Origin of the sequence: uncultured Agrobacterium sp., assembly GCA_913777615.1 — a bacterium.
Lineage (GTDB): Bacteria > Pseudomonadota > Alphaproteobacteria > Rhizobiales > Rhizobiaceae > Agrobacterium.
The window spans coordinates 179,973-202,105 of record CAJYTK010000022.1 but is presented as its reverse complement, the minus strand read 5'-3'; the positions used below and the strand labels follow the sequence as shown (position 1 = coordinate 202,105).

At 56.8% G+C, this 22,133-nt stretch carries 22 protein-coding genes; 15 read left to right on the top strand and 7 right to left on the bottom strand.

Annotation, left to right across the window (positions count from 1 at the left end):
- Window positions 1–237 precede the first annotated feature (237 nt).
- The gene (locus QZ862_RS20470) at window positions 238–954 is read left to right on the top strand and encodes a YoaK family protein (protein ID WP_296015959.1); all 717 of its coding nucleotides are present in this window, start codon (window positions 238–240) and stop codon (window positions 952–954) included.
- A gap of 4 nt (window positions 955–958) precedes the next feature.
- On the opposite strand, the gene QZ862_RS20465 is transcribed toward QZ862_RS20470, so the two are convergent.
- Complete coding sequence (locus QZ862_RS20465; protein ID WP_296016028.1) at window positions 959–1,411, bottom strand: hypothetical protein; 453 nt, start codon at window positions 1,409–1,411, stop codon at window positions 959–961.
- Between the two features lie 329 nt (window positions 1,412–1,740).
- Here QZ862_RS20465 and QZ862_RS20460 point away from each other — a divergent pair, with 329 nt between their 5' ends.
- A complete protein-coding gene (locus QZ862_RS20460) occupies window positions 1,741–2,376 on the top strand; it encodes a trimeric intracellular cation channel family protein (protein ID WP_296015961.1) in 636 nt (211 codons plus the stop codon).
- A 161-nt stretch (window positions 2,377–2,537) separates the two neighbouring features.
- On the opposite strand, the gene irrA is transcribed toward QZ862_RS20460, so the two are convergent.
- On the bottom strand, window positions 2,538–2,957 hold the full coding sequence (gene irrA, locus QZ862_RS20455) for an iron response transcriptional regulator IrrA (protein WP_296015963.1): 420 nt from the start codon (window positions 2,955–2,957) through the stop codon (window positions 2,538–2,540).
- Between the two features lie 298 nt (window positions 2,958–3,255).
- Between irrA and fabA the strand changes: the two genes are divergently transcribed.
- The 5 genes from fabA (at window position 3,256) to QZ862_RS20430 (ending at window position 7,291) form a co-directional block, all read left to right on the top strand.
- On the top strand, window positions 3,256–3,771 hold the full coding sequence (gene fabA / locus QZ862_RS20450) for a 3-hydroxyacyl-[acyl-carrier-protein] dehydratase FabA (protein WP_296015964.1): 516 nt from the start codon (window positions 3,256–3,258) through the stop codon (window positions 3,769–3,771).
- Window positions 3,772–3,835: 64 nt separating this feature from the next.
- On the top strand, window positions 3,836–5,059 hold the full coding sequence (gene fabB / locus QZ862_RS20445) for a beta-ketoacyl-ACP synthase I (protein ID WP_296101565.1): 1,224 nt from the start codon (window positions 3,836–3,838) through the stop codon (window positions 5,057–5,059).
- A 6-nt stretch (window positions 5,060–5,065) separates the two neighbouring features.
- Complete coding sequence (fabI, locus tag QZ862_RS20440) at window positions 5,066–5,872, top strand: enoyl-ACP reductase FabI (RefSeq protein ID WP_296040882.1); 807 nt, start codon at window positions 5,066–5,068, stop codon at window positions 5,870–5,872.
- A 246-nt stretch (window positions 5,873–6,118) separates the two neighbouring features.
- Complete coding sequence (locus tag QZ862_RS20435) at window positions 6,119–6,700, top strand: TadE/TadG family type IV pilus assembly protein (RefSeq protein ID WP_296015971.1); 582 nt, start codon at window positions 6,119–6,121, stop codon at window positions 6,698–6,700.
- A gap of 9 nt (window positions 6,701–6,709) precedes the next feature.
- Complete coding sequence (locus QZ862_RS20430) at window positions 6,710–7,291, top strand: TadE/TadG family type IV pilus assembly protein (protein ID WP_296101564.1); 582 nt, start codon at window positions 6,710–6,712, stop codon at window positions 7,289–7,291.
- Window positions 7,292–7,559: 268 nt separating this feature from the next.
- Here QZ862_RS20430 and QZ862_RS20425 read toward each other — a convergent pair whose 3' ends face one another.
- Entirely contained in the window at window positions 7,560–8,879 is a 1,320-nt protein-coding gene (locus tag QZ862_RS20425; RefSeq protein WP_296015975.1) for an MFS transporter, read from the bottom strand.
- Window positions 8,880–9,179: 300 nt separating this feature from the next.
- Here QZ862_RS20425 and cyoA point away from each other — a divergent pair, with 300 nt between their 5' ends.
- The 8 genes from cyoA to upp all read left to right on the top strand — a co-directional run bounded on the left by cyoA (window position 9,180) and on the right by upp (window position 17,330).
- Window positions 9,180–10,271, top strand: a complete 1,092-nt coding sequence (gene cyoA, locus QZ862_RS20420) for a ubiquinol oxidase subunit II (protein WP_296101667.1) — start codon at window positions 9,180–9,182, stop codon at window positions 10,269–10,271.
- A 63-nt stretch (window positions 10,272–10,334) separates the two neighbouring features.
- A complete protein-coding gene (gene cyoB / locus QZ862_RS20415) occupies window positions 10,335–12,338 on the top strand; it encodes a cytochrome o ubiquinol oxidase subunit I (RefSeq protein WP_296101563.1) in 2,004 nt (667 codons plus the stop codon).
- Between the two features lie 3 nt (window positions 12,339–12,341).
- Window positions 12,342–12,968, top strand: coding sequence for a cytochrome o ubiquinol oxidase subunit III (gene cyoC, locus QZ862_RS20410; RefSeq protein WP_296101562.1), 627 nt, complete (start codon window positions 12,342–12,344; stop codon window positions 12,966–12,968).
- Window positions 12,968–13,381, top strand: coding sequence for a cytochrome o ubiquinol oxidase subunit IV (gene cyoD, locus QZ862_RS20405; protein WP_296101561.1), 414 nt, complete (start codon window positions 12,968–12,970; stop codon window positions 13,379–13,381). The genes cyoC and cyoD overlap by 1 nt, the downstream gene beginning before the upstream one ends.
- Before the next feature lie 137 nt (window positions 13,382–13,518).
- Complete coding sequence (locus tag QZ862_RS20400) at window positions 13,519–14,304, top strand: SURF1 family protein (RefSeq protein ID WP_296101560.1); 786 nt, start codon at window positions 13,519–13,521, stop codon at window positions 14,302–14,304.
- An 81-nt stretch (window positions 14,305–14,385) separates the two neighbouring features.
- Window positions 14,386–15,606 carry a phosphopentomutase gene (locus QZ862_RS20395; RefSeq protein WP_296101559.1) on the top strand — a complete coding sequence of 407 codons (1,221 nt, stop codon included), beginning with the start codon at window positions 14,386–14,388 and terminating at the stop codon, window positions 15,604–15,606.
- Window positions 15,603–16,595: an adenosine deaminase gene (locus tag QZ862_RS20390; RefSeq protein ID WP_296101558.1), complete on the top strand. Its 993-nt coding sequence runs from the start codon at window positions 15,603–15,605 to the stop codon at window positions 16,593–16,595. The genes QZ862_RS20395 and QZ862_RS20390 overlap by 4 nt, the downstream gene beginning before the upstream one ends.
- A gap of 105 nt (window positions 16,596–16,700) precedes the next feature.
- Window positions 16,701–17,330 carry a uracil phosphoribosyltransferase gene (gene upp / locus QZ862_RS20385; RefSeq protein WP_062427135.1) on the top strand — a complete coding sequence of 210 codons (630 nt, stop codon included), beginning with the start codon at window positions 16,701–16,703 and terminating at the stop codon, window positions 17,328–17,330.
- A 177-nt stretch (window positions 17,331–17,507) separates the two neighbouring features.
- On the opposite strand, the gene dnaA is transcribed toward upp, so the two are convergent.
- From dnaA to mutM, 4 genes are all read right to left on the bottom strand, one after another.
- Window positions 17,508–19,073, bottom strand: a complete 1,566-nt coding sequence (gene dnaA, locus QZ862_RS20380; protein ID WP_296101557.1) for a chromosomal replication initiator protein DnaA — start codon at window positions 19,071–19,073, stop codon at window positions 17,508–17,510.
- Between the two features lie 774 nt (window positions 19,074–19,847).
- A complete protein-coding gene (rpsT, locus tag QZ862_RS20375) occupies window positions 19,848–20,114 on the bottom strand; it encodes a 30S ribosomal protein S20 (RefSeq protein WP_062427133.1) in 267 nt (88 codons plus the stop codon).
- 258 nt (window positions 20,115–20,372) lie between these two features.
- Complete coding sequence (locus tag QZ862_RS20370; protein WP_296101556.1) at window positions 20,373–21,146, bottom strand: enoyl-CoA hydratase; 774 nt, start codon at window positions 21,144–21,146, stop codon at window positions 20,373–20,375.
- A 30-nt stretch (window positions 21,147–21,176) separates the two neighbouring features.
- Window positions 21,177–22,082, bottom strand: coding sequence for a bifunctional DNA-formamidopyrimidine glycosylase/DNA-(apurinic or apyrimidinic site) lyase (mutM, locus tag QZ862_RS20365; RefSeq protein ID WP_296101555.1), 906 nt, complete (start codon window positions 22,080–22,082; stop codon window positions 21,177–21,179).
- Window positions 22,083–22,133 lie beyond the last annotated feature (51 nt).

The following is a 22,133-nucleotide window of genomic DNA, read 5'->3' as shown; positions in this document are numbered from 1 at the left end:
ATGTTTCACGCAGAAAGCCTTTCATGATTTGAGCATCGGGCCTGATAGTCTCGAAAAGCGCGACGCGGTTTGGCGCGTCCGTCAGGACGCAGGGCGCTTTAGCAAGACCGCGAAGATAAGAAAATCGTTTTTATCAGGCATGGCTTCACAACCGCCCGGATCGCGTTGTTGAAATGGCAACATCCACATGCGTAGAATCCATGATCGCTCGCCGTAGTCTCTGCATGCTGAGGCACCATGACCATACAAAGACGCCGCAATATCATCAAGGCAAGACGCACCGGAATGGGGCTTTCGCTGGTGGCCGCCATTTCATTCGTCGCGGGAATGACGGACGCCGTGGGGCTGGTCATGTCAGGTGATTTCGTGTCGTTCATGACGGGGAACACGACGCGCGCGGCAATTGCCCTTGAGGCCGGGCAGTTTGATCATGCGTGGAAGCTTCTTCTCGCCATCGTCACTTTCGTCGCGGGCAATGCCGCAGGCATCATTATAGCCCATTCGTCGCACCGCCGTATCTTCACCGTACTTTGCTCGGTCGCCATTATGTTGGCAGTGGCAGCCCTGTTGCAGACCTCGCAATTGAAGCCCTTCGACTTCTATCTGATCGTCTTCGCCATGGGCACCATCAACGCGGCAGTCGAGCATATAGAAGGTCTGCCAATAGGGCTGACCTATGTGACGGGCGCTCTTTCGCGCTTCGGTCGCGGCATCGGTCGGTTGATTCTAGGGGAGCGCAAACGCGACTGGACGATCCAGCTCGTTCCTTGGATCGGCATGGTATCCGGAGCAATCAGCGGCGCCATCCTCGCCAGCGCAGTGCCGAAAAGCGCGCTTCTCGTCGTCAGCCTCTTGGTGTTCTTTGTGGCGCTGGCGAGCATGCTGATGCCACGCTCGCTTAGGAGCCGCTATAACCAGAGGGTTGCGATCACGCGTTTTCCCAATCGCGTTTGACGCTTCACTTGCGTGAAAGCGTCACGAAGGCCGTTCCGCGGACGCGAACCGTCATTTCACACGGCGCGCTGTCAGTGCGCTCGCAATAGCGCGGATGCATTTTCAGCACAAAGACCATGTTGCCGAAACGCTGAATGAAGTCATAGCCGTAGATCGTCGCAGTGGCGATCAACAGATAGCCGCCTTCCTTAACCTGAACGTAGAAATTGTAAGGGCAGCCATCGTCATTGCAGGTGGTGCTCTTGTGGCCGTCGCAGGTCAGTGCGCCGCGATTGGTCACTGCATCGATCAGGCCATCATTGTTGATGTCTATCCGCGAAATGAAGTCCGGCCCGAATTCGGCGACCTTGCATTGTTTCTGAAAAAAATTCTTCTCGTAGATTTCGGGATCGCTGAGAAGCTCCTGTTGCGCCAGCACCGGGACTGCCAGGCTAAAAAGCGCGAAAAGGCAAAACATGCAGGAGAGGAGACGTCTCAAGGCAAATATCCTTCATGATGATAGCCGCTTATCCCTTGTGTAGCGAAAGCGATCTGCTTTAGCCGCAAAGCCTGTCGCGATCCCGCAGCATCGCTCCCACGCTTTGCGGTGGTGTTTCGTCCATCGCCGCCGCGGCAAAACCGGCTGAGGATCTTGCATCGGTCACGCACGCGGCATGTCCATTAGCAAAACCGCTTCACCTTTACCGGATTTGCGTTATGGATGGCGCAGGCATGGTTTTGTCGAAGTGTATAATCAGCCGTGCTTGCGTCACACTGACCGACCGCGAAATTGAGGAGCGCCTCTCAATGTCACTTCTGGCTTTTCTCGATTATGCGGGCGTTGCCGTTTTTGCTGCGACGGGCGCTCTAGCGGCTTCGCGCAAGCAGCTGGATTTTATCGGATTCATGTTCTTTGCTGCGGTCACCGGCATTGGCGGCGGCACGTTGCGGGACCTGGTCCTTGGTCGTGCCCCGGTGTTCTGGGTGACCAATCCCACCTACATCCTTGTCTGCGTAGGCGTGGCTGCGGTCGTCTATTTCACCGCGCATCTCTTCGAATCCCGTTATCGCCTGCTGATCTGGCTCGATGCCATCGGGCTCTCGGCCTATTGCGTCATGGGCGCAGCCAAAGGGCTCGCGGCGACGGGTTCTCCAACCGTTGCCATCGTCACCGGGACGATGACGGCCACGTTCGGCGGCGTGTTGCGCGATATTCTGGCTGGCGAGCCGTCCGTTCTGCTGCGTCCGGAAATCTACATCAGCTGCGCGCTTGCGGGCGCCTGCGTGTTCACCCTTGTGCATTTCCTCGGCGCACCCCTGATCGTGTCGTCGTCGGCAGGTGTCTTGACGGCTTTTAGCATCAGAAGCGGAGCATTGATCTTTGGCTGGACATTTCCGCCTTACAGATCGCGCCCCGGACGGCCACCGGAAGACGTCATGTAGATCTTGGATTCTGATTAAGACATGCGACAAAACGAGAACCTAAAGCGCAGGATGCGAATTTGAAGATCGCGATGCGCTTTAGAAGTCTGCGGAGCGAACCTCCGAAACGATAAAGGCACCTCGCGGTGCCTCATGACGCCATTTGTGATGCAAGCGCACCATTAGCTGTCTTTACGCCGCAGACGGATTACCACGTCCACATGGGCGATTTCCATTCCCTGCGGGGGCTCGGGAAGATTGCTGATCTCAAGATTGTTCACGGGAATATCCAAGACCTCGTTTTCACCCTCGACGAAGAAGTGATGGTGATCCGAAACATTGGTGTCGAAATAGGTTTTCGCCCCCTCGACCGCCAGCACGCGGATCAGGCCTGCTTCGGTGAATTGATGCAGCGTATTGTAGACCGTTGCCAGGGATACGGGCACGCCGGCGGTAACAGCCTCGTCATGCAGTTCCTCGACCGTCAAATGACGGTCACCCTTGGCGAACAGCAAATCGCCGAGCGCAATGCGCTGGCGTGTCGGGCGCAGGCCGAAGCGGCGTAGCCGTGTTCCAATGTCCAAGGTGGCGTCGAATGCCATCGGTCCGGGTTCCTGAGAACGGTTATAAAGTACGTCTTGAGGATGCATATATCTTTTAAGGGCAAGGCTTTCAATAGTTTCCAGCGGAGCGGTCTGTCCTGTTGGCGCCAAAAGGGCCGTTTTTGCAATTTTCCTCTGGTTCCGTCCTTACGCTTCCTGTATGCGGGCGCCATATTGGGAACGGGCTTAGGGCAAGTTGGTCTGCTCTGAATATGTATGCTGCCCTTGTGGCGCTTCATTTTGAGCTTAACTTGCTTTACAGAAGTCTAGAAACACGACGAGACGGGAAACGGAAAGAATGGCAACGAGGCAATCCAGCTATAATTACGAGGAAATTCTGGCGTGTGGCCGCGGCGAGCTCTTCGGCCCAGGCAATGCACAGCTTCCTCTGCCTCCGATGCTGATGGTTCATCGTATCACTGAGATTTCCGAAACCGGCGGTGAGTTCGACAAGGGCTTCATCCGCGCGGAATATGATGTGAGCCCGGACGACTGGTACTTCCCCTGCCATTTCCAGGGTAACCCGATCATGCCTGGCTGCCTTGGCCTCGACGGCATGTGGCAGCTGACCGGCTTTTTCCTCGGTTGGCTGGGTGAACCTGGCCGCGGCATGGCGCTGTCGACCGGGGAAGTGAAGTTCAAGGGCATGGTTCGTCCTGAAACCAAACTCTTGCAGTATGGCATCGATTTCAAGCGCGTGATGCGCGGCCGGCTCGTGCTCGGCACCGCCGATGGCTGGCTGAAGGCCGATGGCGAAACCATCTATCAAGCGACGGACCTCCGCGTTGGTCTGTCTAAGGAAAAGACCGCCTGACGTCTTTAGCGAGACGGGCGCAACTCGCGCCATCTGCGGCAAGCTCTAAGAAAAGGTCACCTTCATGAGAAGAGTTGTAGTCACCGGCCTCGGTATCGTTTCATCGATCGGCAGCGACGCGGGCGAAGTCACGGCTTCCTTGAGAGACGCAAGGTCCGGCATTTCGTTCTCGCCCGACTTTGCCGAACACGGCTTCAAGTGCCAGGTCTGGGGCAAGCCATCGCTGGATCCGACCGATCTGGTAGACCGCCGCGCCATGCGCTTCCTCTCCCAGGGTGGAGCGTGGAACCATGTTGCAATGAAACAGGCGATCGCCGATTCCGGCCTGGAAGAAAGCGATATCAGCGGCAATGAGCGCACCGGCATCATCATGGGTTCGGGCGGTCCGTCCACGCGCACCATCGTCGAGGCATCCGACATCACGCTGAAGAACAATAGCCCCAAGCGCATCGGCCCGTTTGCCGTGCCGAAGGCCATGTCGTCGACGGCATCGGCAACCCTTGCCACATGGTTCAAGATCCACGGCGTCAACTACTCCATCTCGTCGGCCTGCTCGACGTCTGCGCACTGCATCGGCAATGCGGCTGAGATGATCCAATGGGGCAAGCAGGATGTGATGTTTGCCGGCGGTCATGAGGATCTCGACTGGTCCATGTCGAACCTGTTCGACGCTATGGGCGCCATGTCTTCCAAGTATAACGACACGCCTTCGGTCGCTTCGCGCGCCTATGACGTCAACCGCGATGGCTTCGTGATAGCCGGTGGCGCAGGCGTTCTGGTTCTGGAAGAGCTGGAACATGCCAAGGCCCGCGGCGCAAAGATCTATGCCGAGATCGTCGGCTACGGCGCAACCTCGGACGGTTACGACATGGTCGCTCCCTCCGGCGAAGGTGCCATACGCTGCATGCGCCAGGCGCTTGCGACGGTGACGGGCGATGTCGATTACGTCAACACCCACGGCACCTCCACGCCTGTCGGCGACAGCAAGGAAATCGGCGCGATCCGCGAGGTCTTTGGCGACAAGATCCCGCATATCCAGTCGACAAAGTCGCTGACGGGCCACTCGCTCGGCGCTGCCGGCGTTCAGGAGTCTATCTACGGTTTGTTGATGATGCAGGAGCGCTTCATCGGAGAAAGTGCCCATATCGAGACACTCGATCCGGAATTCGATGGCGTTCCGATCGTTCGCAAGCGGATCGATGACGCCAAGATCGACACTGTGCTTTCCAACTCGTTCGGCTTCGGCGGTACCAACGCCACGCTCGTCTTCCAGCGCTATAACGGATAATTGCCCATGAACGGCATCATGCAGGGTAAACGCGGCCTCATCATGGGCGTCGCAAACAATCACTCTATCGCCTGGGGTATCTCCAAGGCGCTGGCCGCGCAGGGCGCGGAACTGGCTTTCACCTACCAGGGAGAGGCGCTTGGCAAGCGCGTGAAGCCGCTCGCCGCAGAGCTTGGCTCCGATTTTATCGTGCCCTGCGATGTCGAAGATATCGCGTCCGTAGACGCGCTTTTCGAGGCGCTGCGTGAGCGTTGGGGTTCGATCGACTTTGTCGTTCATGCCATCGGCTTCTCCGACAAGAATGAGTTGAAGGGTCTCTACGCCGATACCACGCGCGAGAATTTCAGCCGCACGATGGTCATCTCCTGCTTCTCCTTCACCGAAATCGCCAAGCGGGCTGCAGGTCTGATGACAGATGGCGGTTCCATGTTGACGCTGACCTATAATGGGTCGCAGCGTGTCATTCCAAACTACAATGTCATGGGTGTCGCCAAAGCGGCTCTCGAGGCCTCGGTGCGCTATCTGGCTGCCGATTACGGTCCGAAGGGTATTCGCGTCAACGCCATCTCGGCAGGTCCCGTTCGTACGCTGGCAGGTGCCGGTATCTCGGATGCCAGAGCTATCTTTGCCTGGAACCTGAAGAACGCGCCGCTTCGGCGCACAGCCGATATCGACGATATCGGTGGATCGGCACTTTATCTCCTGTCGAACCTCTCCCGCGGCGTGACGGGCGAATGCCACTATGTGGATTGCGGCTATAACATCACCTCGGTGCCGACACTCGAAGAACTCCGTCGAGCTGACGCTGACTGAGCCTCTCTCGCCTGAAGCGTGTTGATTTTCACGCTTTCAGGCTCGTGACCATCGCATTTTTCCAAGCCCGGCCTAGCCGGGCTTTTCGCATTGGCGCGCGATCCAGCGGCATGGATAGATGCTGAAAATTGGCACATGCCGCAAATGCAAACCTTTCGGACAAGGAAATATAAACAAAGCCTCCATAATGATCTTTCCAGGTGACAATTCCTAAAGATCAGTTTCCGGCAGAGATAGAAAAACGTCATGCAAAGGCCAATGTTGCAAAAGGCATTATCTGGCAGGCTGATCCGTTCCCGCGACGGCGCCACAGCGATAGAATTTGCCCTTTTGGCACTGCCATATTTTCTGGTCGTCTTTGCGATTATCGAAACATTCATCGCGCTGATGGGCGAGCAGCTTTTCGTTAATGCGACCGATACGATGGCGCGAAAGTTGCGCACGGGGCAGATCAGCAGCACGATTACCAGAGAAGATTTTCGTCGGGCCTTCTGCCAGGAAGTCTCGGTACTCGTCACCTGCTCTGAAGACGAGATCAAAACCCCATCCAAGCTCTATATCGATCTTCGGCAATTCAATAGCTTCGCAGATATGCCCGCGGCCATTCCACTGATCAAGACCGGCGATTACTACGATCTCAATACGTCGACCTTTGGCTTTAAGCCCGGTGGATCTGGCACGATCAATATGCTGCGCTCCTACTATCGCTGGCAGGTCATGACGGATCTCATTCGTCCCTATCTGACGAAAATCCGCCCGGCCGATGGCTCGATGCCCTCCCATTTTCTCATCGTTGCGACGGACGCCTATCGCAACGAAAGCTACTAGTGAGCGGATATGACGATTGAATCTCGGCTATCGCATATAGGGACAGGCGGAATTTTTCGTCGCTTCGCCAGGGACAAAAAAGGCGTCGGCGCAATCGAGTTCGCCATCATCTTCCCACTGCTCGTTTCCCTCTATCTGACTTCATTTGAACTAACTCTGGGCTTCAGCGTATATAAGCGGGCGACGCGGTCTGCTGGAACGATAGCGGATAACGTTTCTGCGCAGTCGAGCGTCACCAAGGCTTATCTGAAGACGATGAAAAATCTCGCTGCCACGATATTGAGCCCCTATAGTGCTGATGGAATGAAGTTGAAGATCACGGGCATCGCGATCGACGCCAACCAGGTTGCGACGGTCGCTTGGTCCTGGGATCAGGATGACGGGCGCCCATATACGCTCGGTTCGCGCGTGGACGTACCGGCAAACTTACGCTCGGCCGCCGACTTTCTCGTTCATGCAGAATTCTCGGTGCCGCACGAACTCCTGACTGTCATGCCGACATTGTCTTCCAATTTGAAGACGATCACGATCAGTCGCGATTACTACTTCGCCAAGCGCGAGGGAGACCCCATCGTTTGCGGTGACTGCTGACGATGCGAAAGCACGTCGCGCGGTTCAAGCAGTGGCGGCAAACAAACGGCAGGCGAGGCGGCTTTAGAACACTTAGAATATTCGAACAGGTGTTAGAGGCAGTTATGGCGCCTGCCCCCCGTTTCTCCACTTCTCTCTTCGTGCATGTGCATGGTCGGCTTCAGGCACGCTTAACTGAAACAATTATGGTCGGTTGAAACAAGAGAGCTGCGGAACCGAAGGGTTCCGCAGCTTTGCTTCTAGAGGCAGGTCTTTACTGTCAGCGTGATCAGGCTGGCATATCGAGTTTACGGCTGAAGAACAGCGCCACGATTGTGCAAGCCGCGCCGGACAGCAGATAGAGACCGACAGCGAACAGGCCGAACTTGGACGAGAAGCCAAGCGCCACCAATGGTGCAAAACCGGCGCCGATCAGCCACGAGATATCGGAGGTGAGAGATGCACCGGTGTAGCGATATTCCCGGCTGAAGCGGGACGCGAGCGCTCCGCCAGCCTGGCCGAAGGAGAGGCCAAGGAGCGAAAAGCCGATCAGCACGAAGAGGTAACGGCCGATATCGCCAGATGCCATCAGGATAGGCGCCACGAAGCTGAAGATGCCGATCAGCGTTGCCGCGATCACCAGCAACTTGCGGCGACCGATACGGTCGGCAAGCGCGCCGGAAACGACGATCATTCCACCGCCGATGATCGCGCTGATGAACTGGACGAAGAGGAAGTCCGACAAGCGCTGCTGCGTATGCAGAACCACCCAGCTGATCGGGAAGACCGTAACGAGGTGAAAAAGAGCAAAGCTCGCAAGAGGCACGAACGCGCCGGTAATGACGACACGCGCCTGTGTACGCAGCATTTCGAACATGGGTTTCGGTTCAAGTTCATGCTGCGCCAGCATGGCCTGGAACTCAGGTGTCACGATCATACGCAGCCGTGCAAAAAGAGCCAGAACATTCAGTGCCAAGGCGACGAAGAAGGGGAAGCGCCAGCCCCAGCCAAGAAATTCCGGGTTGGACAGCTGCGTCACGAAGATGATGAAGAACGCGCTGGCAAGGCCAAAGCCCATGGCCGCACCGATTTGAGGCATCATCGCATACCAGCCACGCTGCCTTTCCGGCGCGTTCATGGCGAGAAGCGACACAAGGCCATCCCATGCGCCGCCGAGACCGAGACCCTGACCAATACGGAACACCGCCAGCAGGATCGGCGCGATGACGCCGACATCACTATAGGAGGGCAGGAAGCTGATCGCCATGGTTGAGCCGCAGAGGGTAAAGAGCGCAGCGGTCAGCTTGACGGCGCGCCCGAACTTTCGGTCGATCTGCAGGAAGATGAGCGAGCCGATGGGTCGCGCTACGAAGGCGAGCGAGAAAACCGCGAAGGAATAAAGGGTTGCCGTCAGTGGGTCCGCAAATGAAAAGAAGACGTAAGGGAAGACCAGAACGGAGGCGATTGCATAAACGAAAAAGTCGAAAAACTCCGTCATTCTCGCCAGAATGACAGCCATTGTGATACGGTCAGGGTCAACCGCGACAGGAGCCTGACCCGAAGGGGCACCAGAGCCCGGAAAAGTCGAAGCGGTGTCAGTATAGCTCATGATAATCCCTCCTAGATATTCCGAACCATGCCATAACGCAGGCGGCTCCTCATCCGTTGCGTTACATGCGGCGGATTGTCACACACTGCACTTCAAGCGTCAAACGGAATTGCCTGAAATTCCTTGCAGATCCGATGCCGTTTAGGGTATTTGTAAGATCAATGGCGATCTTCGCATCCGGGTGTCATTGTTGCAGCGCAAAACGCCGCTGCACCGCGACAAAATTACACATTTATTAAATGACATTTGGCAACTAATTCCAGTCCATACCGAATAATCGAGTTGAAGAACGTGCGCACGATCAAGAAACTTACCGCGGCCCTTGCGGGCCTTTCGTCGTTGCTGCTGCTCAGCGGCTGTGACCTCGTCGTCATGAACCCCTCGGGCGATGTCGCCCGCCAGCAGGCAGATCTGATCATCACTGCCACGGTTCTCATGCTGTTGATCATCGTTCCGGTCATCGCTCTGACAATCTTCTTCGCCTGGAAGTATCGCGAAGCCGCCAAGGCCACCGATTACGACCCCGAGTGGCACCACTCCACACGTCTGGAAATGGTCATCTGGTCGGCACCTGTCGCCATCATTCTGATGCTTGGCACCGTCACCTGGATCGCTACCCACCGTCTAGACCCATATCGTCCGCTCGATCGCATCGATGAAACCCGTGAAGTAACACAAGAGGTCAAGCCGCTGACGGTCGAAGTCGTCGCCATGGATTGGAAGTGGCTGTTCTTCTATCCCGAACTTGGCATCGGCAGCGTCAATGAATTCGCAGCCCCTGTCGACGTTCCGATCAACTTCAAGATCACCGGCACGACAGCAATGAACTCCTTCTTCGTGCCAGCGCTTGCCGGTCAGATTTACGCCATGGGCGGCATGCAGACCAAGCTTCACGCCGTGATCAATCGCGAAGGCGTCTATGACGGCTTTTCGGCGAATTTCTCCGGTCCCGGATTCTCGCATATGCGCTTCAAGTTCCATGGCCTTAGCCAGCAGGGCTTCGATCAATGGGTGGCCAAGGTCAAGGATGGCGGCAAGCCTTTCGGCCGGATGGAATATCTGGACTTTGCCAAGCCGAGCGAACGCAATCCGGTCGAATACTTCGCCAATGTCGATCCCGAGCTTTACGACGCCATTCTCAATCGCTGCGTCGAGCCGAACAAGCTGTGCATGCGCGACATGATGCATGTCGACGCCAATGGCGGCGGCGGCAAGGAGGGCATCGATATCGCCAAGGCGTTGAACTCCGTCGTCTGCACTCCGCTTTCGCCTTACGGTGTGGCCACCGGTCCTGGCTCCCTGCCTGCCACGATCGAAGGCCAGACCTTCGAGCCGGCTGCGCTGCCGCAGGTCAAGGCGCAAGCAGCCGCTGCTCCAGCCGACGCTGGCTGACATTGAAATGATTGTCTGCGGCGCGCTATCGCGCCGCCCTTAAGATTGAAGCAAGAGGCTAAAATGGTCGCCACCACCGATCAAACGTCGTTCCTGTTCGGGAAACTGACGTGGGAATCCATCCCGCTCCACGAGCCCATTCTCATTGTCACCTTCATTGCGGTGGCGATCGGCGGCGCAGCCGTCCTCGGTCTCGTCACCTATTTCCGCCTTTGGGGTTATCTTTGGAAGGAATGGTTTACATCGATCGACCATAAGAAGATCGGCATCATGTACATCATTCTGGCCCTCGTCATGCTTTTGCGCGGCTTCGCCGACGCGATCATGATGCGTGTCCAGCAGGCGATCGCCTCTGGTGGAGCGGAAGGCTACCTTCCGCCGCACCACTACGACCAGATCTTCACCGCGCACGGCGTCATCATGATCTTTTTCATGGCCATGCCGATGATCACCGGTTTGATGAACTACGTCGTGCCTCTACAGATCGGCGCGCGCGACGTGTCCTTCCCTTTCCTCAACAACTTCTCCTTCTGGATGACGACCGCAGGCGCGGTGATCACCATGATCTCGCTCTTTATCGGTGAATACGCTCAGACCGGCTGGCTGGCCTATCCGCCATTGTCTGGCATCGAGGGAAGTCCGAGCGTTGGCGTCGACTACTATATCTGGGGCCTGCAGATCGCTGGTGTGGGAACGACCTTGTCGGGTATCAACCTGATCGTCACCATCATCAAGATGCGCGCCCCTGGCATGACCATGATGCGCCTGCCGATCTTCGTCTGGACGTCGCTGTGTTCCAACATCCTGATCGTGGCATCCTTCCCGATCCTGACCGGCACGCTCGCCCTGCTGACGCTAGACCGTTATCTTGGCATGAACTTCTTCACCAATGACCTTGGTGGCAATCCGATGATGTACGTCAACCTCATCTGGATCTGGGGTCACCCTGAAGTCTACATCCTGGTTCTTCCAGCCTTCGGTATCTTCTCGGAAATCGTTGCGACCTTCTCCCAGAAGCGACTCTTCGGCTACACCTCGATGGTTTACGCGACCGCCGTTATCACCATCCTGGCCTATGTCGTGTGGCTGCACCACTTCTTCACCATGGGTTCTGGTGCCAGCGTCAACGCCTTCTTTGGCATCACGACGATGATCATCTCGATCCCGACGGGCGCGAAAATCTTCAATTGGCTCTTCACGATGTATAAGGGCCGGATCAAGTTCGACGTCCCGATGCTATGGGCGGTCGGCTTTATGATCACCTTCGTCATCGGCGGTATGACCGGCGTTCTGCTCGCCGTTCCTCCGGCTGACTTCGTACTGCACAACTCTCTGTTCCTGATCGCTCACTTCCACAACACGATCATCGGCGGCGTGGTCTTCGGTGTTCTGGCCGGTATCGTTTACTGGTTTCCGAAGGCTTTCGGCTTCCGCCTTGATCCGTTCTGGGGCAAGATGTCCTTCTGGTGCTGGTTCGTTGGCTTCTATGTTGCCTTCATGCCGCTCTACGTTCTCGGCCTGATGGGTGTGACCCGTCGTCTCAGCCAGTTCGAGGATACGTCCTTGCAAATCTGGTTCGTGATCGCTGCAATCGGCGCAGCCATCATTGCCGTCGGCATCGCTTCCTTCCTGCTGTCGATCGTCTTCGGATACCTGAAGCGCGAGCAGCTGCGCGACGTCACGGGCGACGCCTTCGATGGTCGCACGCTGGAATGGTCGACGTCTTCTCCGCCACCTGCCTATAACTTCGCCTTCACGCCGGTCGTGCATGATGTCGATGCCTGGGCAGACATGAAGAAGCGTGGCGCTGAGCGTCCTGTGGAGGGTTTCATCCCGATCCACATGCCGAAGAACACGGGCACGGGCGTCATCATCAGCGCCATCAGCGTCGCTCTTGGCTTCGGTCTGGTATGGCATATCTGGTGGCTTGCCGCTGCAAGCTTGCTCGCGATCATCGCGGTCTCGATTGCCCACACCTTCAACTACAATCGCGACTACTACATTCCGGAAACGGATGTGGCGGAAGTCGAAGCAGCGCGCACCAAGCTGCTGGCAACTCAGGCGTAACTCATGTCTCAAGCACCCGCACAGACCGCCGACAGCGCGGAAAAGCCGGTCTTCTACCTGAAGGAAGACCATCATCCGGAAAACGGCACCTCGCTCGGTTTCTGGCTCTATCTGATGAGCGACTGCCTGATCTTTGCAACGCTCTTCGCAACTTATGCCGTTGTCGGCCGCAGCTATGCGGCTGGTCCTTCGGGCGCGGATCTCTTCGATCTCAAGTTGGTTGCGATCAACACCGGCTTCCTGCTCTTCTCCTCCATCACCTATGGCTTTGCCATGCTGGAAGCGCAGAAGAAGAAGGTCAATTCGGCGCTGCTCTGGCTCGCCATTACCGGTGTCTTCGGTCTCTGCTTCCTCGGTCTTGAACTCTATGAGTTCCATCACCTGATCGAAGAGGGTGCCGGCCCGCATCGCTCCGCCTTTCTGTCCGCCTTCTTTGCGCTGGTCGGCACCCACGGCCTGCACGTCACCTTCGGCGTGATCTGGCTGGTCACGTTGATGGTGCAGGTCAAGAAGTTCGGCTTGCACGCGGAAAACATGCGTCGCCTGACATGCCTTTCGATGTTCTGGCACTTCCTCGACGTCATCTGGATCGGCGTCTTTTCCTTCGTCTATCTGGTTGGAGTTCTGTGATGAGTTCGAACACGCATTCGCACGGCCACGCGCATGGTCATGCCCATCATGGGGGCGATCATCACCATGAGAGCGGCGAGGATCATGGCTCCTTCAAGAGCTACATGATCGGCTTCATACTGTCGGTTATCCTCACTGCCATTCCTTTCTGGCTGGTGATGGGAGACGTTCTGGAAAGCCGCACCGCTACTGTGATCATCATCATGGCCTTTGGCGTGGTTCAGGTCTTCGTCCATATGATCTACTTCCTGCACATGAACACCAAGTCGCAGGGCGGCTGGACCTTCATGTCGCTGCTCTTCACGCTGGTCGTCGTCATGATCGCGCTCGTCGGCTCCCTCTGGGTCATGTACAACATGAACAAGAACATGATGCCGACCATGACGATGGAGCAGATGAAGAATCTGCCGTGACGCACCGGTTTTAATAATGAAGATCCGCGCCTGAATACGGCGCGGATCATCCCTCCGAGCAGACACATAACCCCATGAATCGGAGAGCGGATTCATGGGGTTATGTGTTTGAGCATGACGCTCTTGAGGAACACACCATGCAGACCCCGATCCAAACGGAAGGCAAAATGCGCATTCGCCCCGCCGTCGTTGTCGTCGTTCTGATGACTGTCATTCTTACAGGCATGTTATTGGCGCTCGGCACCTGGCAGGTGAAGCGACTGTCTTGGAAGCTCGATCTCATTCAGCAGGTAGAAGAGCGGGCCCATGCAGAGCCCGTAGACGCGCCGCCGCAATCGCAATGGGCAACACTGACCGATCCTTCGACATATGAGTATCGTCGCGTTCGGCTGACGGGCATCTTCCGCCATCAGGATGAGGTGCAGGTCTATACGGTGTCCGATCTTGGACCGGGCTTTTGGGTCTTGACCCCTTTGCAACGCGATGACGGCTCCGTCGTGATCGTCAATCGCGGCTTTGTACCAACCGACAAGCGAGACCCGGCTACGCGTCTTGCAGGCGAATTACCAGCCCGCGTAGACGTCATTGGTCTCATGCGGGCGCCGGAAACCGGTGGGCTCTTCCTGCGCACCAATGATCCTCAGAACAATCGCTGGTACTCACGCAATATTGCCGAGATCGCCAAGGACAAGTCGCTTGGAGATGTTGCGCCTTTCTACGTAGATGCCGATGCGACACCGAATCCGGGCGGCCTGCCGATCGGCGGCAAGACCATGCTGACCTTTCCAAACAACCATCTCTCCTATGCGATCACGTGGTACGTTCTGGCCGCAATGACCGTTGCTGCGGGCTGGTACGTGACGCGCAATCTGAATGCGCCGAAGCGTAATGAGGGGAATGACGCGGACGGTCCTTCCCAATAAAGCGTTTCACCTTTTCCTTTGTGGTGTTCTATATATCGGCGCTGCAAAGCGATAATCCTGTCGCGACTTTCATGGTGAAGCATGGCCCGCGCATTTCTGCTTGTTCTCGATTCTTTTGGCGTGGGCGGTGCGCCCGATGCCGAGCATTATGGAGATCTTGGCTCGAATACGCTCGGCCATATCGCCGAATTCTGCGCCGCAGGTGCGGCTGATAGAGCGGGGTTGAGATCGGGCCCGCTCAAGCTCCCGAACATGTCAGCGCTTGGCTTGCTTGAGATTGCGAGGCTTGCGAGCGGCACAAGTCTGGCCGGAATGCCGCCGCCAGAAAGGATTTACGGCTTGCACGGCTGCGCTAACGAAGTTTCCAAGGGTAAGGATACTCCCTCGGGGCATTGGGAGATTGCCGGAACACCAGTCCGTTTCGAGTGGGGCTACTTCCCGACCGAGGGGGAAGCCTTTTCGTCCGAACTGGTCGATGAGATTTGTGAGAAGGGCGAAGTGCCCGGTATCCTGGGGAATTGTCATGCCTCCGGCACCGACATCATTGCCCGCCTTGGTGAGGAGCATATCCGCACTGGAAAGCCCATCTGCTACACCTCGTCGGACTCGGTCTTCCAAATTGCCGCGCATGAGAGCCATTTTGGCCTTGATCGTTTGATCGCCCATTGCGAAGTGGTTCGAAAAATTCTCGACCCCTTGAATATCGGGCGCGTTATCGCTCGCCCCTTTATCGGGGAGACATCGGCGACCTTTACGCGTACCGGCAATCGGCGGGATTTTTCCGTGCTGCCGCCTGAACCGACACTTTTGGATCGTCTGGTCGATAGGGACCGCAAGGTGCTGGCGATCGGCAAGATCGGCGATATCTATGCCCATCAGGGCGTGTCGCGTGTCATCAAGGCAAATGGCAACGAGGCCTTGATGGACGCGACGCTTGAGGCCATGGAGGAAGCTCTGAACGGCGATCTCGTTTTCACCAATTTCGTCGATTTCGACATGCATTATGGTCATCGCCGCGATGTTGCGGGCTATGCCGCGGCATTGGAGATGTTCGATGCGCGACTTCCAGAAATTCACCGCAAGATGCAGCCGGGCGACCTCGCCATCCTGACTGCCGATCATGGCTGCGATCCCACCTGGCGAGGCACCGACCATACACGCGAACGCGTACCGATCATGGCCTTCGGCCCAGGCATTCGCGAGAGAAACATCGGAATTCGCTCAAGCTATGCCGATATTGGCGAGAGCATTGCCGCACACCTCAGCATACCGTCCGGAAGGCACGGCAGGAGTTTTATGTGACCCATCATCTGTTGAAAGCTGAAATCCACTGCCATTTGGAAGGAGCGGCGCCGCCCGCTCTCGTGTTAGAACAGGCGCGCAAATATAATGTTGATACGAGCGCGTTCCTGCGCGATGGCGCCTATGTCTGGAACGATTTTGCCGAGTTCATCCGCTGTTACGACGACGTGGCGCAGGTCTTCAGGACGGAAGAGGATTATGCAGCTCTGGCAGAGGCTTACTTGAGCGAACTCGCATGCGAGAATACCATCTACAGCGAACTGATCATTTCTCCCGATCACGGAGATCGCATCGGGCTCGGCGCGGATGCCTATTTATCCGGCATAGCCGAGGGCATGCGGCGTGCGAAGGACAAGACCGGGATCGAAGCGCGTATCATTGTCACCGGCGAACGCCATTTCGGACCTGACAGCGTGATTGCCGCTGCGCAATACGCCGCCAGGGTGGAGCATCCGCTGATTACCGGTTTCAACATGGCGGGTGAGGAGCGTATGGGGCGCGTTGCCGACTATGCTCGCGCCTTTGACATTGCCCGCGACGCGGGTCTCGGTCTCACCATTCATGCGGGCGAAGTCTGCGGCGCGTTCAGCGTCGCCGATGCGCTGGACCTCGTGAAGCCCCAGCGTATTGGCCACGGTGTACGCGCTATCGAGGATGCAGTCCTTGTAGAGCGCCTGGCAGAACTCGGGACGGTGTTGGAAGTTTGCCCAGGCTCCAACATTGCGCTCAGCGTCTATCCCGATTTCGAAAGCCACCCGTTGAAGCGACTGCGCGATGCTGGCGTTCGAACCTGCATCAGTTCCGATGACCCACCATTCTTCGCGACATCTCTGGCACAGGAATATGAGATTGCTCGACATGCCTTCGGCTTCTCCGATGGCGAGATCAATGCGCTTACCCGCACGGCGCTGGAAGCTGCCTTCGTCGATGAGGCCACCAGAAGCCGCCTCCTGGCGCGTTTCGATGCTTCGACAGGTGCTGCCTCTTGATGGCAAACCGGTAGACACGGTGTAAACCGGAAGGACGGTCTTGCGAAAAGCCAGCATTTGTTCGAAGAGAACAGAGATAAAAGTAAAAAGGAAAGGCCAGCGTCCATGGACGGCGTAACAGTCATCGACCACCCGCTTGTGCAGCACAAACTTACCTTCATGCGCAAGAAGGAAACCTCCACAGCAGGCTTCAGGCGTCTGTTGCGCGAGATTTCCACGCTGCTGTGCTATGAAGTGACGCGCGACCTGGACCTCACGATGGAAACCATCGAGACGCCCATGGAAACCATCGAGGCACCAGTGCTGGAAGGCAAGAAGCTGGTATTTGCCTCTATCCTTCGCGCAGGTAACGGCCTGCTTGAAGGCATGCTCGAACTCGTGCCGTCGGCGCGTGTCTCTCACATCGGCGTCTATCGCGATCACGATACGCTGGAAGCCGTCGAATATTACTTCAAGGCACCGGAAAGCCTGGACGCGCGCCTGATCATCGTCGTCGATCCTATGCTGGCCACCGGCAATTCCTCGATTGCAGCCGTCGAAAAGCTGAAAGAGCGCGGCGCGAAGAACATGCGCTTCCTCTGCCTGCTTGCAGCACCGGAAGGCATCAAGAACTTCCGCGAGGCGCACCCTGATGTGCCGATCTATACTGCGGCGATCGATCGCAAGCTGAACGAAAAGGGCTATATCGTCCCGGGTCTCGGCGACGCCGGCGACCGTATGTACGGCACCAAGTGATAGAAGGCTGAAGTCTCGATAGTCGACATGCATAAAGCCCGCCATCGGAGACGATAGGCGGGCTTTTCAATGGCAGTGCCGGGATGATCGAAGGACTTGTCTCCGACGGACCAAAGACTGGCGCCTGATACGGAGTTTAAAAGGGCGCGGTCAGGATTTCCTGCCGCGCCATCTTCATCAGGCGTTGTTTTCGTTGATCAGTCGCTTCAACAGCTCAACCTCATGGCCAAGCTTGCTGTCGCCCGAAATCAACTCCTCGATCTTGCGGACAGCGTGCAGCACCGTCGTGTGATCGCGTCCGCCGAAACGGCGACCGATTTCCGGGAAGGAGCGGGGGGTGAGCATCTTTGCAAGATACATGGCCACCTGGCGTGGCTTGACGATGACTCGGGTGCGGCGGTTCGACACCAGCTCCTGACGCGACACGTTATAATGGCGAGCGACGATCCGCTGAATGTCTTCGATGCGCACGCGCTTGGCTTCGCCAGCCCCAACGAGATGCGCGAGCAACTCGTCCACACGCTCGACGGACAAGTTCGGCTCAAAGGAGCGACGGAAGATCAGCTGGTTGAACGCGCCTTCCAGCTCACGACCGCTTGCAGTGACGCTGCGGGCAACATGGGACACGATATCCTCGCCGATTTCGAAGCTCGGATCTTCCTGACGGGCAGTCTCGATACGCTGTTTCAGCATTTCGTAGCGCATATCGTAATCCGGGCCTTCAATCTCGATGGCCATGCCACCCTGCAAACGTGAGCGGACGCGCGGATCGAGCGATTCCAGCTCCCATGGCGCGCGATCTGCAGCAACAACGACCTGCTTTGCGCTGTCGAGCAGCATGTTCAACAGATGGCAGAACTCATGCTGGATCATCTTGCCCTGCAAGAACTGCATGTCGTCGATGATCAGAAGATCGATATTGCGCAGCGTATCTTTCAGCGTCAGCGCGTCGTTGTCTCGAATAGCGGTGGCAAAGCGCCACATGAAGTATTCTGCCGTCAGATAGACGACACGCGGATTGCGTGGGCTGTCGACTGCGGCATTGGCGATGGCTTGCAGAAGATGCGTTTTTCCAAGGCCAACACCGGCATGGATGAAAAGCGGATTGAAACGCACCGCACCTGCACCGGCTTCCGCGATGGTCTTTGCGGCCGCCAGCGCAACGCGGTTCGATGAGCCTTCGACGAAGGTATCGAAGGTGAAGCGGCTATCGAGCGGCGAGCCGAAAAGCGGTCCGGAACCCGAAGAGCGCGAAGACGACACCGATGCGGTGCTGGCCTGCGCAGGAGTGCTTGATATCTGCGGCGGCATGAACGGCTTGGCGCGCTGTGCCGTGGGCGCAACGTCCTGCATCGGCTGCGCTCTGTCGTCAGGCTGCGCGGCCCGAACCGGACGGCTGGCAGAACGGACGAGAATCTCGACTTTCAGGACGTTCGGGTCCTCTGCCTGCACCAGACTGGTCATCAGGTCGATATAGCGGTTATTGATCCAGGATTTGAGAAATGTCGTAGGGACGGTGAAGCGAACGACGCTCTTGGACACCGAATGCAGCTTCAGCCTCGCAAACCAGCTCGCATATACTTCGGGACCAACCTGCGCCTTCAATCTCGCGCTAAAACGCTCGAACAGCGCATCGTTTTTCATATCAGATGTATTCCCCGCGGCATCATTGCCAACTGCATCACAAGCGTTCTGTGTGCGGTCCCCGTTTGCCACCGCACCCATTGCCAAATTCAATTGCATTACTGCCGCCTTTCAAATTGCCAATCATAGCCTGACAGAGCTCCAAAGCCCCGCCAGGGATACCCCTCTTATTGTCCCCGTTAAGATGGCCCCTCTAAAACCATCCTGAAGCGCAAGGCTTCCACCGCGAGCCGGCTATCCCAGTGACCTCTCCCTCATGAAGAGGCATGCTACATGTCAACGCATACTCACACATCACAACTCGGACACTTGTCATCAAGCCGCACGAATACATTTCTGCAACCTGCCGAGGTTGCAGCCAAGCATATCCAGTGACTTGAAAAAACGGGTCCGAAAAGAACCCGTCCGCAAGGGGCTGACGCCTTCGAACTTTGTTTCGAGATAGCTTGTGGATAGATATCCGCGCCCCTTGTCGAGATGCATTTAGGCAGGATCGCATACCGAGATCAATGGCGTTTTTTCTGTGGCCGAGCTGATCTGCCATTGACTCGTTGGAGCCGTTTTGCATCGGCGGCGACCCTGTTTGGAGAATCGCTTATGAATCAATGAGATTCATTTTCACGCTATTTTTGAGGCCTGTTTTGGCAAAAAAATAAAAAAATGCTTGACTCGAAATTGTGGCTGTCTCCCGCTGCGGCAGGACGGCGCGCCTTGAAAGACCTTCTGTAACTATTTGAAATTCATACGTTTTTTACGTCACGTGTTTGAAGCATAAATGTCATGCTAATGGTGAAAGCGTTAACGGACGGTTAGAATCGGAAAAAGCCCGGCCGAAGGGCCAGGCTTTTGAATCACAATATTGTCTTAGCCGGATTAGGCCGAAAGAGCCTTAACGCGCTGAGCCAGACGAGAAACCTTGCGCGATGCAGTGTTGAAGTGCATGACGCCCTTCGTGGCAGCGCGCTGGATCTCAGGCTGTGCAGCCTTGAGGGCTTCCGTCGCGACTGCGAGGTCGCCAGTTGCCAGGGCCTCTTCGACCTTGCGAATGAAACCGCGGACGCGCGAACGGCGAGCCTTGTTGACTGCGGTACGGCGAGCGATCTTGCGAGTCGCCTTTTTCGCCGAAGTTGTATTGGCCATGTATGCCTCTCTTCGAATTCAAACCAAAATCCGCAACCACAGGATAGGGTCGTTCGAAGACCTCATGTTCCAAAAGTGCGGGAGTAACTGGGACGAGCCGGATGGCGTTCCCTAACCGTGGGCGGGCATATAACCCTAAAGCCGCTGCCCGTCAACGCGTTTTGCATAAAAACACCCGAGATTCCGAATCCTTCTCAGTGAGCTGAAGTCGCAGGGAACTCGTCAGTCGTAACCGTCGCCCACCTGCGCGGACCGGCGCTATCGGTTCTGGAACAGGGGCTTTCTCTTCTCTATGAACGCGTCCATGCCTTCTTTCTGGTCTTGTGTGGCAAAAAGAGACTGAAAGAGGCGCCGCTCGAACCTCAGTCCTTCTGACAATGAAACCTCGAAGGAGCGGTTGACGCTTTCCTTTGCCATCAGCACAGATGCGCGCGAGAGCGATGATATTGTCGTGGCCGCTTCGACCGCTTCATCCAAAAGCCTGTCGGCGGGAACGATGCGCGAAACAAGGCCCGCACGCTCGGCCTCGGCTGCATCCATCTTGCGCCCGGTCAGCACCAGATCCATCGCCTTTGCCTTGCCGACTGCACGCGTCAGGCGTTGCGATCCGCCCATGCCTGGAATGATGCCAAGCGTGATCTCAGGCTGGCCGAACTTTGCCGTATCGGATGCGATGATGAAGTCGCACATCATGGCAAGCTCGCATCCTCCGCCAAGGGCAAATCCCGAGACGGCGGCGATCACAGGTTTGCGGTTGTCTGCCACATCGTCCCACCCACCCAAGAAATCACCGAGATAGGCATCGACAAAATCGAGCGTGCTCATTTCCTTGATGTCAGCGCCCGCGGCAAATGCCTTCTCCGACCCGGTGATGACGATTGCACCGATGGAGTCATCCACCGAGAAGGCTGCGAGAATATGGCGCAGCTCTTTCAAGAGCGTAGAGTTGAGCGCGTTCAACGCCTTCGGACGATTAAGCGTAACGATACCGACAGCGTCGCGCTTCTCGACAATAATGGTTTCGTAATCCATGGCTGTTGTCCTCTCCCTGACTTCCTGGCTCTATCTCTGACATGCTGCGCAATAGAAGGTGGAGCGCCCGCTCTGGGTGATCCGCTCCACCGTGCCGCCGCAACCAGGGAGGCGGCACGCATGGCCTTCCCGATCATAGACGGAAAATGAATGCTGAAAATATCCCAATGACCCATCGGTCTGAATATGATCGCGCAACGACGATCCGCCAGCGGCAATTGCATCGGCAATCACCGCACGGATGTTTTCAGTCAGGACTTCCAGCGCAGGCTTCGGTTTTCCAGTCTTCGTTACCAGCGTTCCGGCGCCACGAAGCGGCGAAAGATGGGAGCGCCACAAGGCTTCGCACACATAGATATTGCCAAGACCGGCAATGACCTTCTGATCGAGAAGAGCGCCCTTCAGCGGTTGAGACTTTCCCCGGAAGCGGCCAGCGAGATAGCTGGCGCTCAGAGCATTTCCTGTCGGCTCGGGGCCAAGTCCGGCAAAGGCCGGATAAAGGTCGATATCGGCGCGGCGCACCAGATGCATGAAGCCGAAGCGACGCGGGTCGTTATAGATGATGCGCGTCTTCTGTGCTCCAAGCGCCAGATGAAAGATAACGTGGTCGTGCTTGCCGTCCTTGGAGCGCGGGTGATGGAAATCTCCGGGTGTCTCGCCAGGTGTCTCGGGCGCATCGGCCTCGCTTTCGATGCGAAAGGAGCCGGACATGCCAAGATGCGAGACAATGGTGAGCCCGTTATCGAGTTCGATCAGCAGGTATTTCGCCCGACGCCCGAGCGACAGGATCTCGCGGCCTTCCACCAGTTCGGCAAAACCTTCCGGAAAAGGGAAACGCAAATCGGGGCGGGTGAGGAGAAGTCTTTCTATTCGGGCGCCTTCCATGACGGGCGATAGACCACGTCGAACGGTTTCCACTTCTGGCAATTCGGGCATGGCACTCTCTTAACGTCTGTTTATCACGGTGACCTTGTGGTCTATAGACGG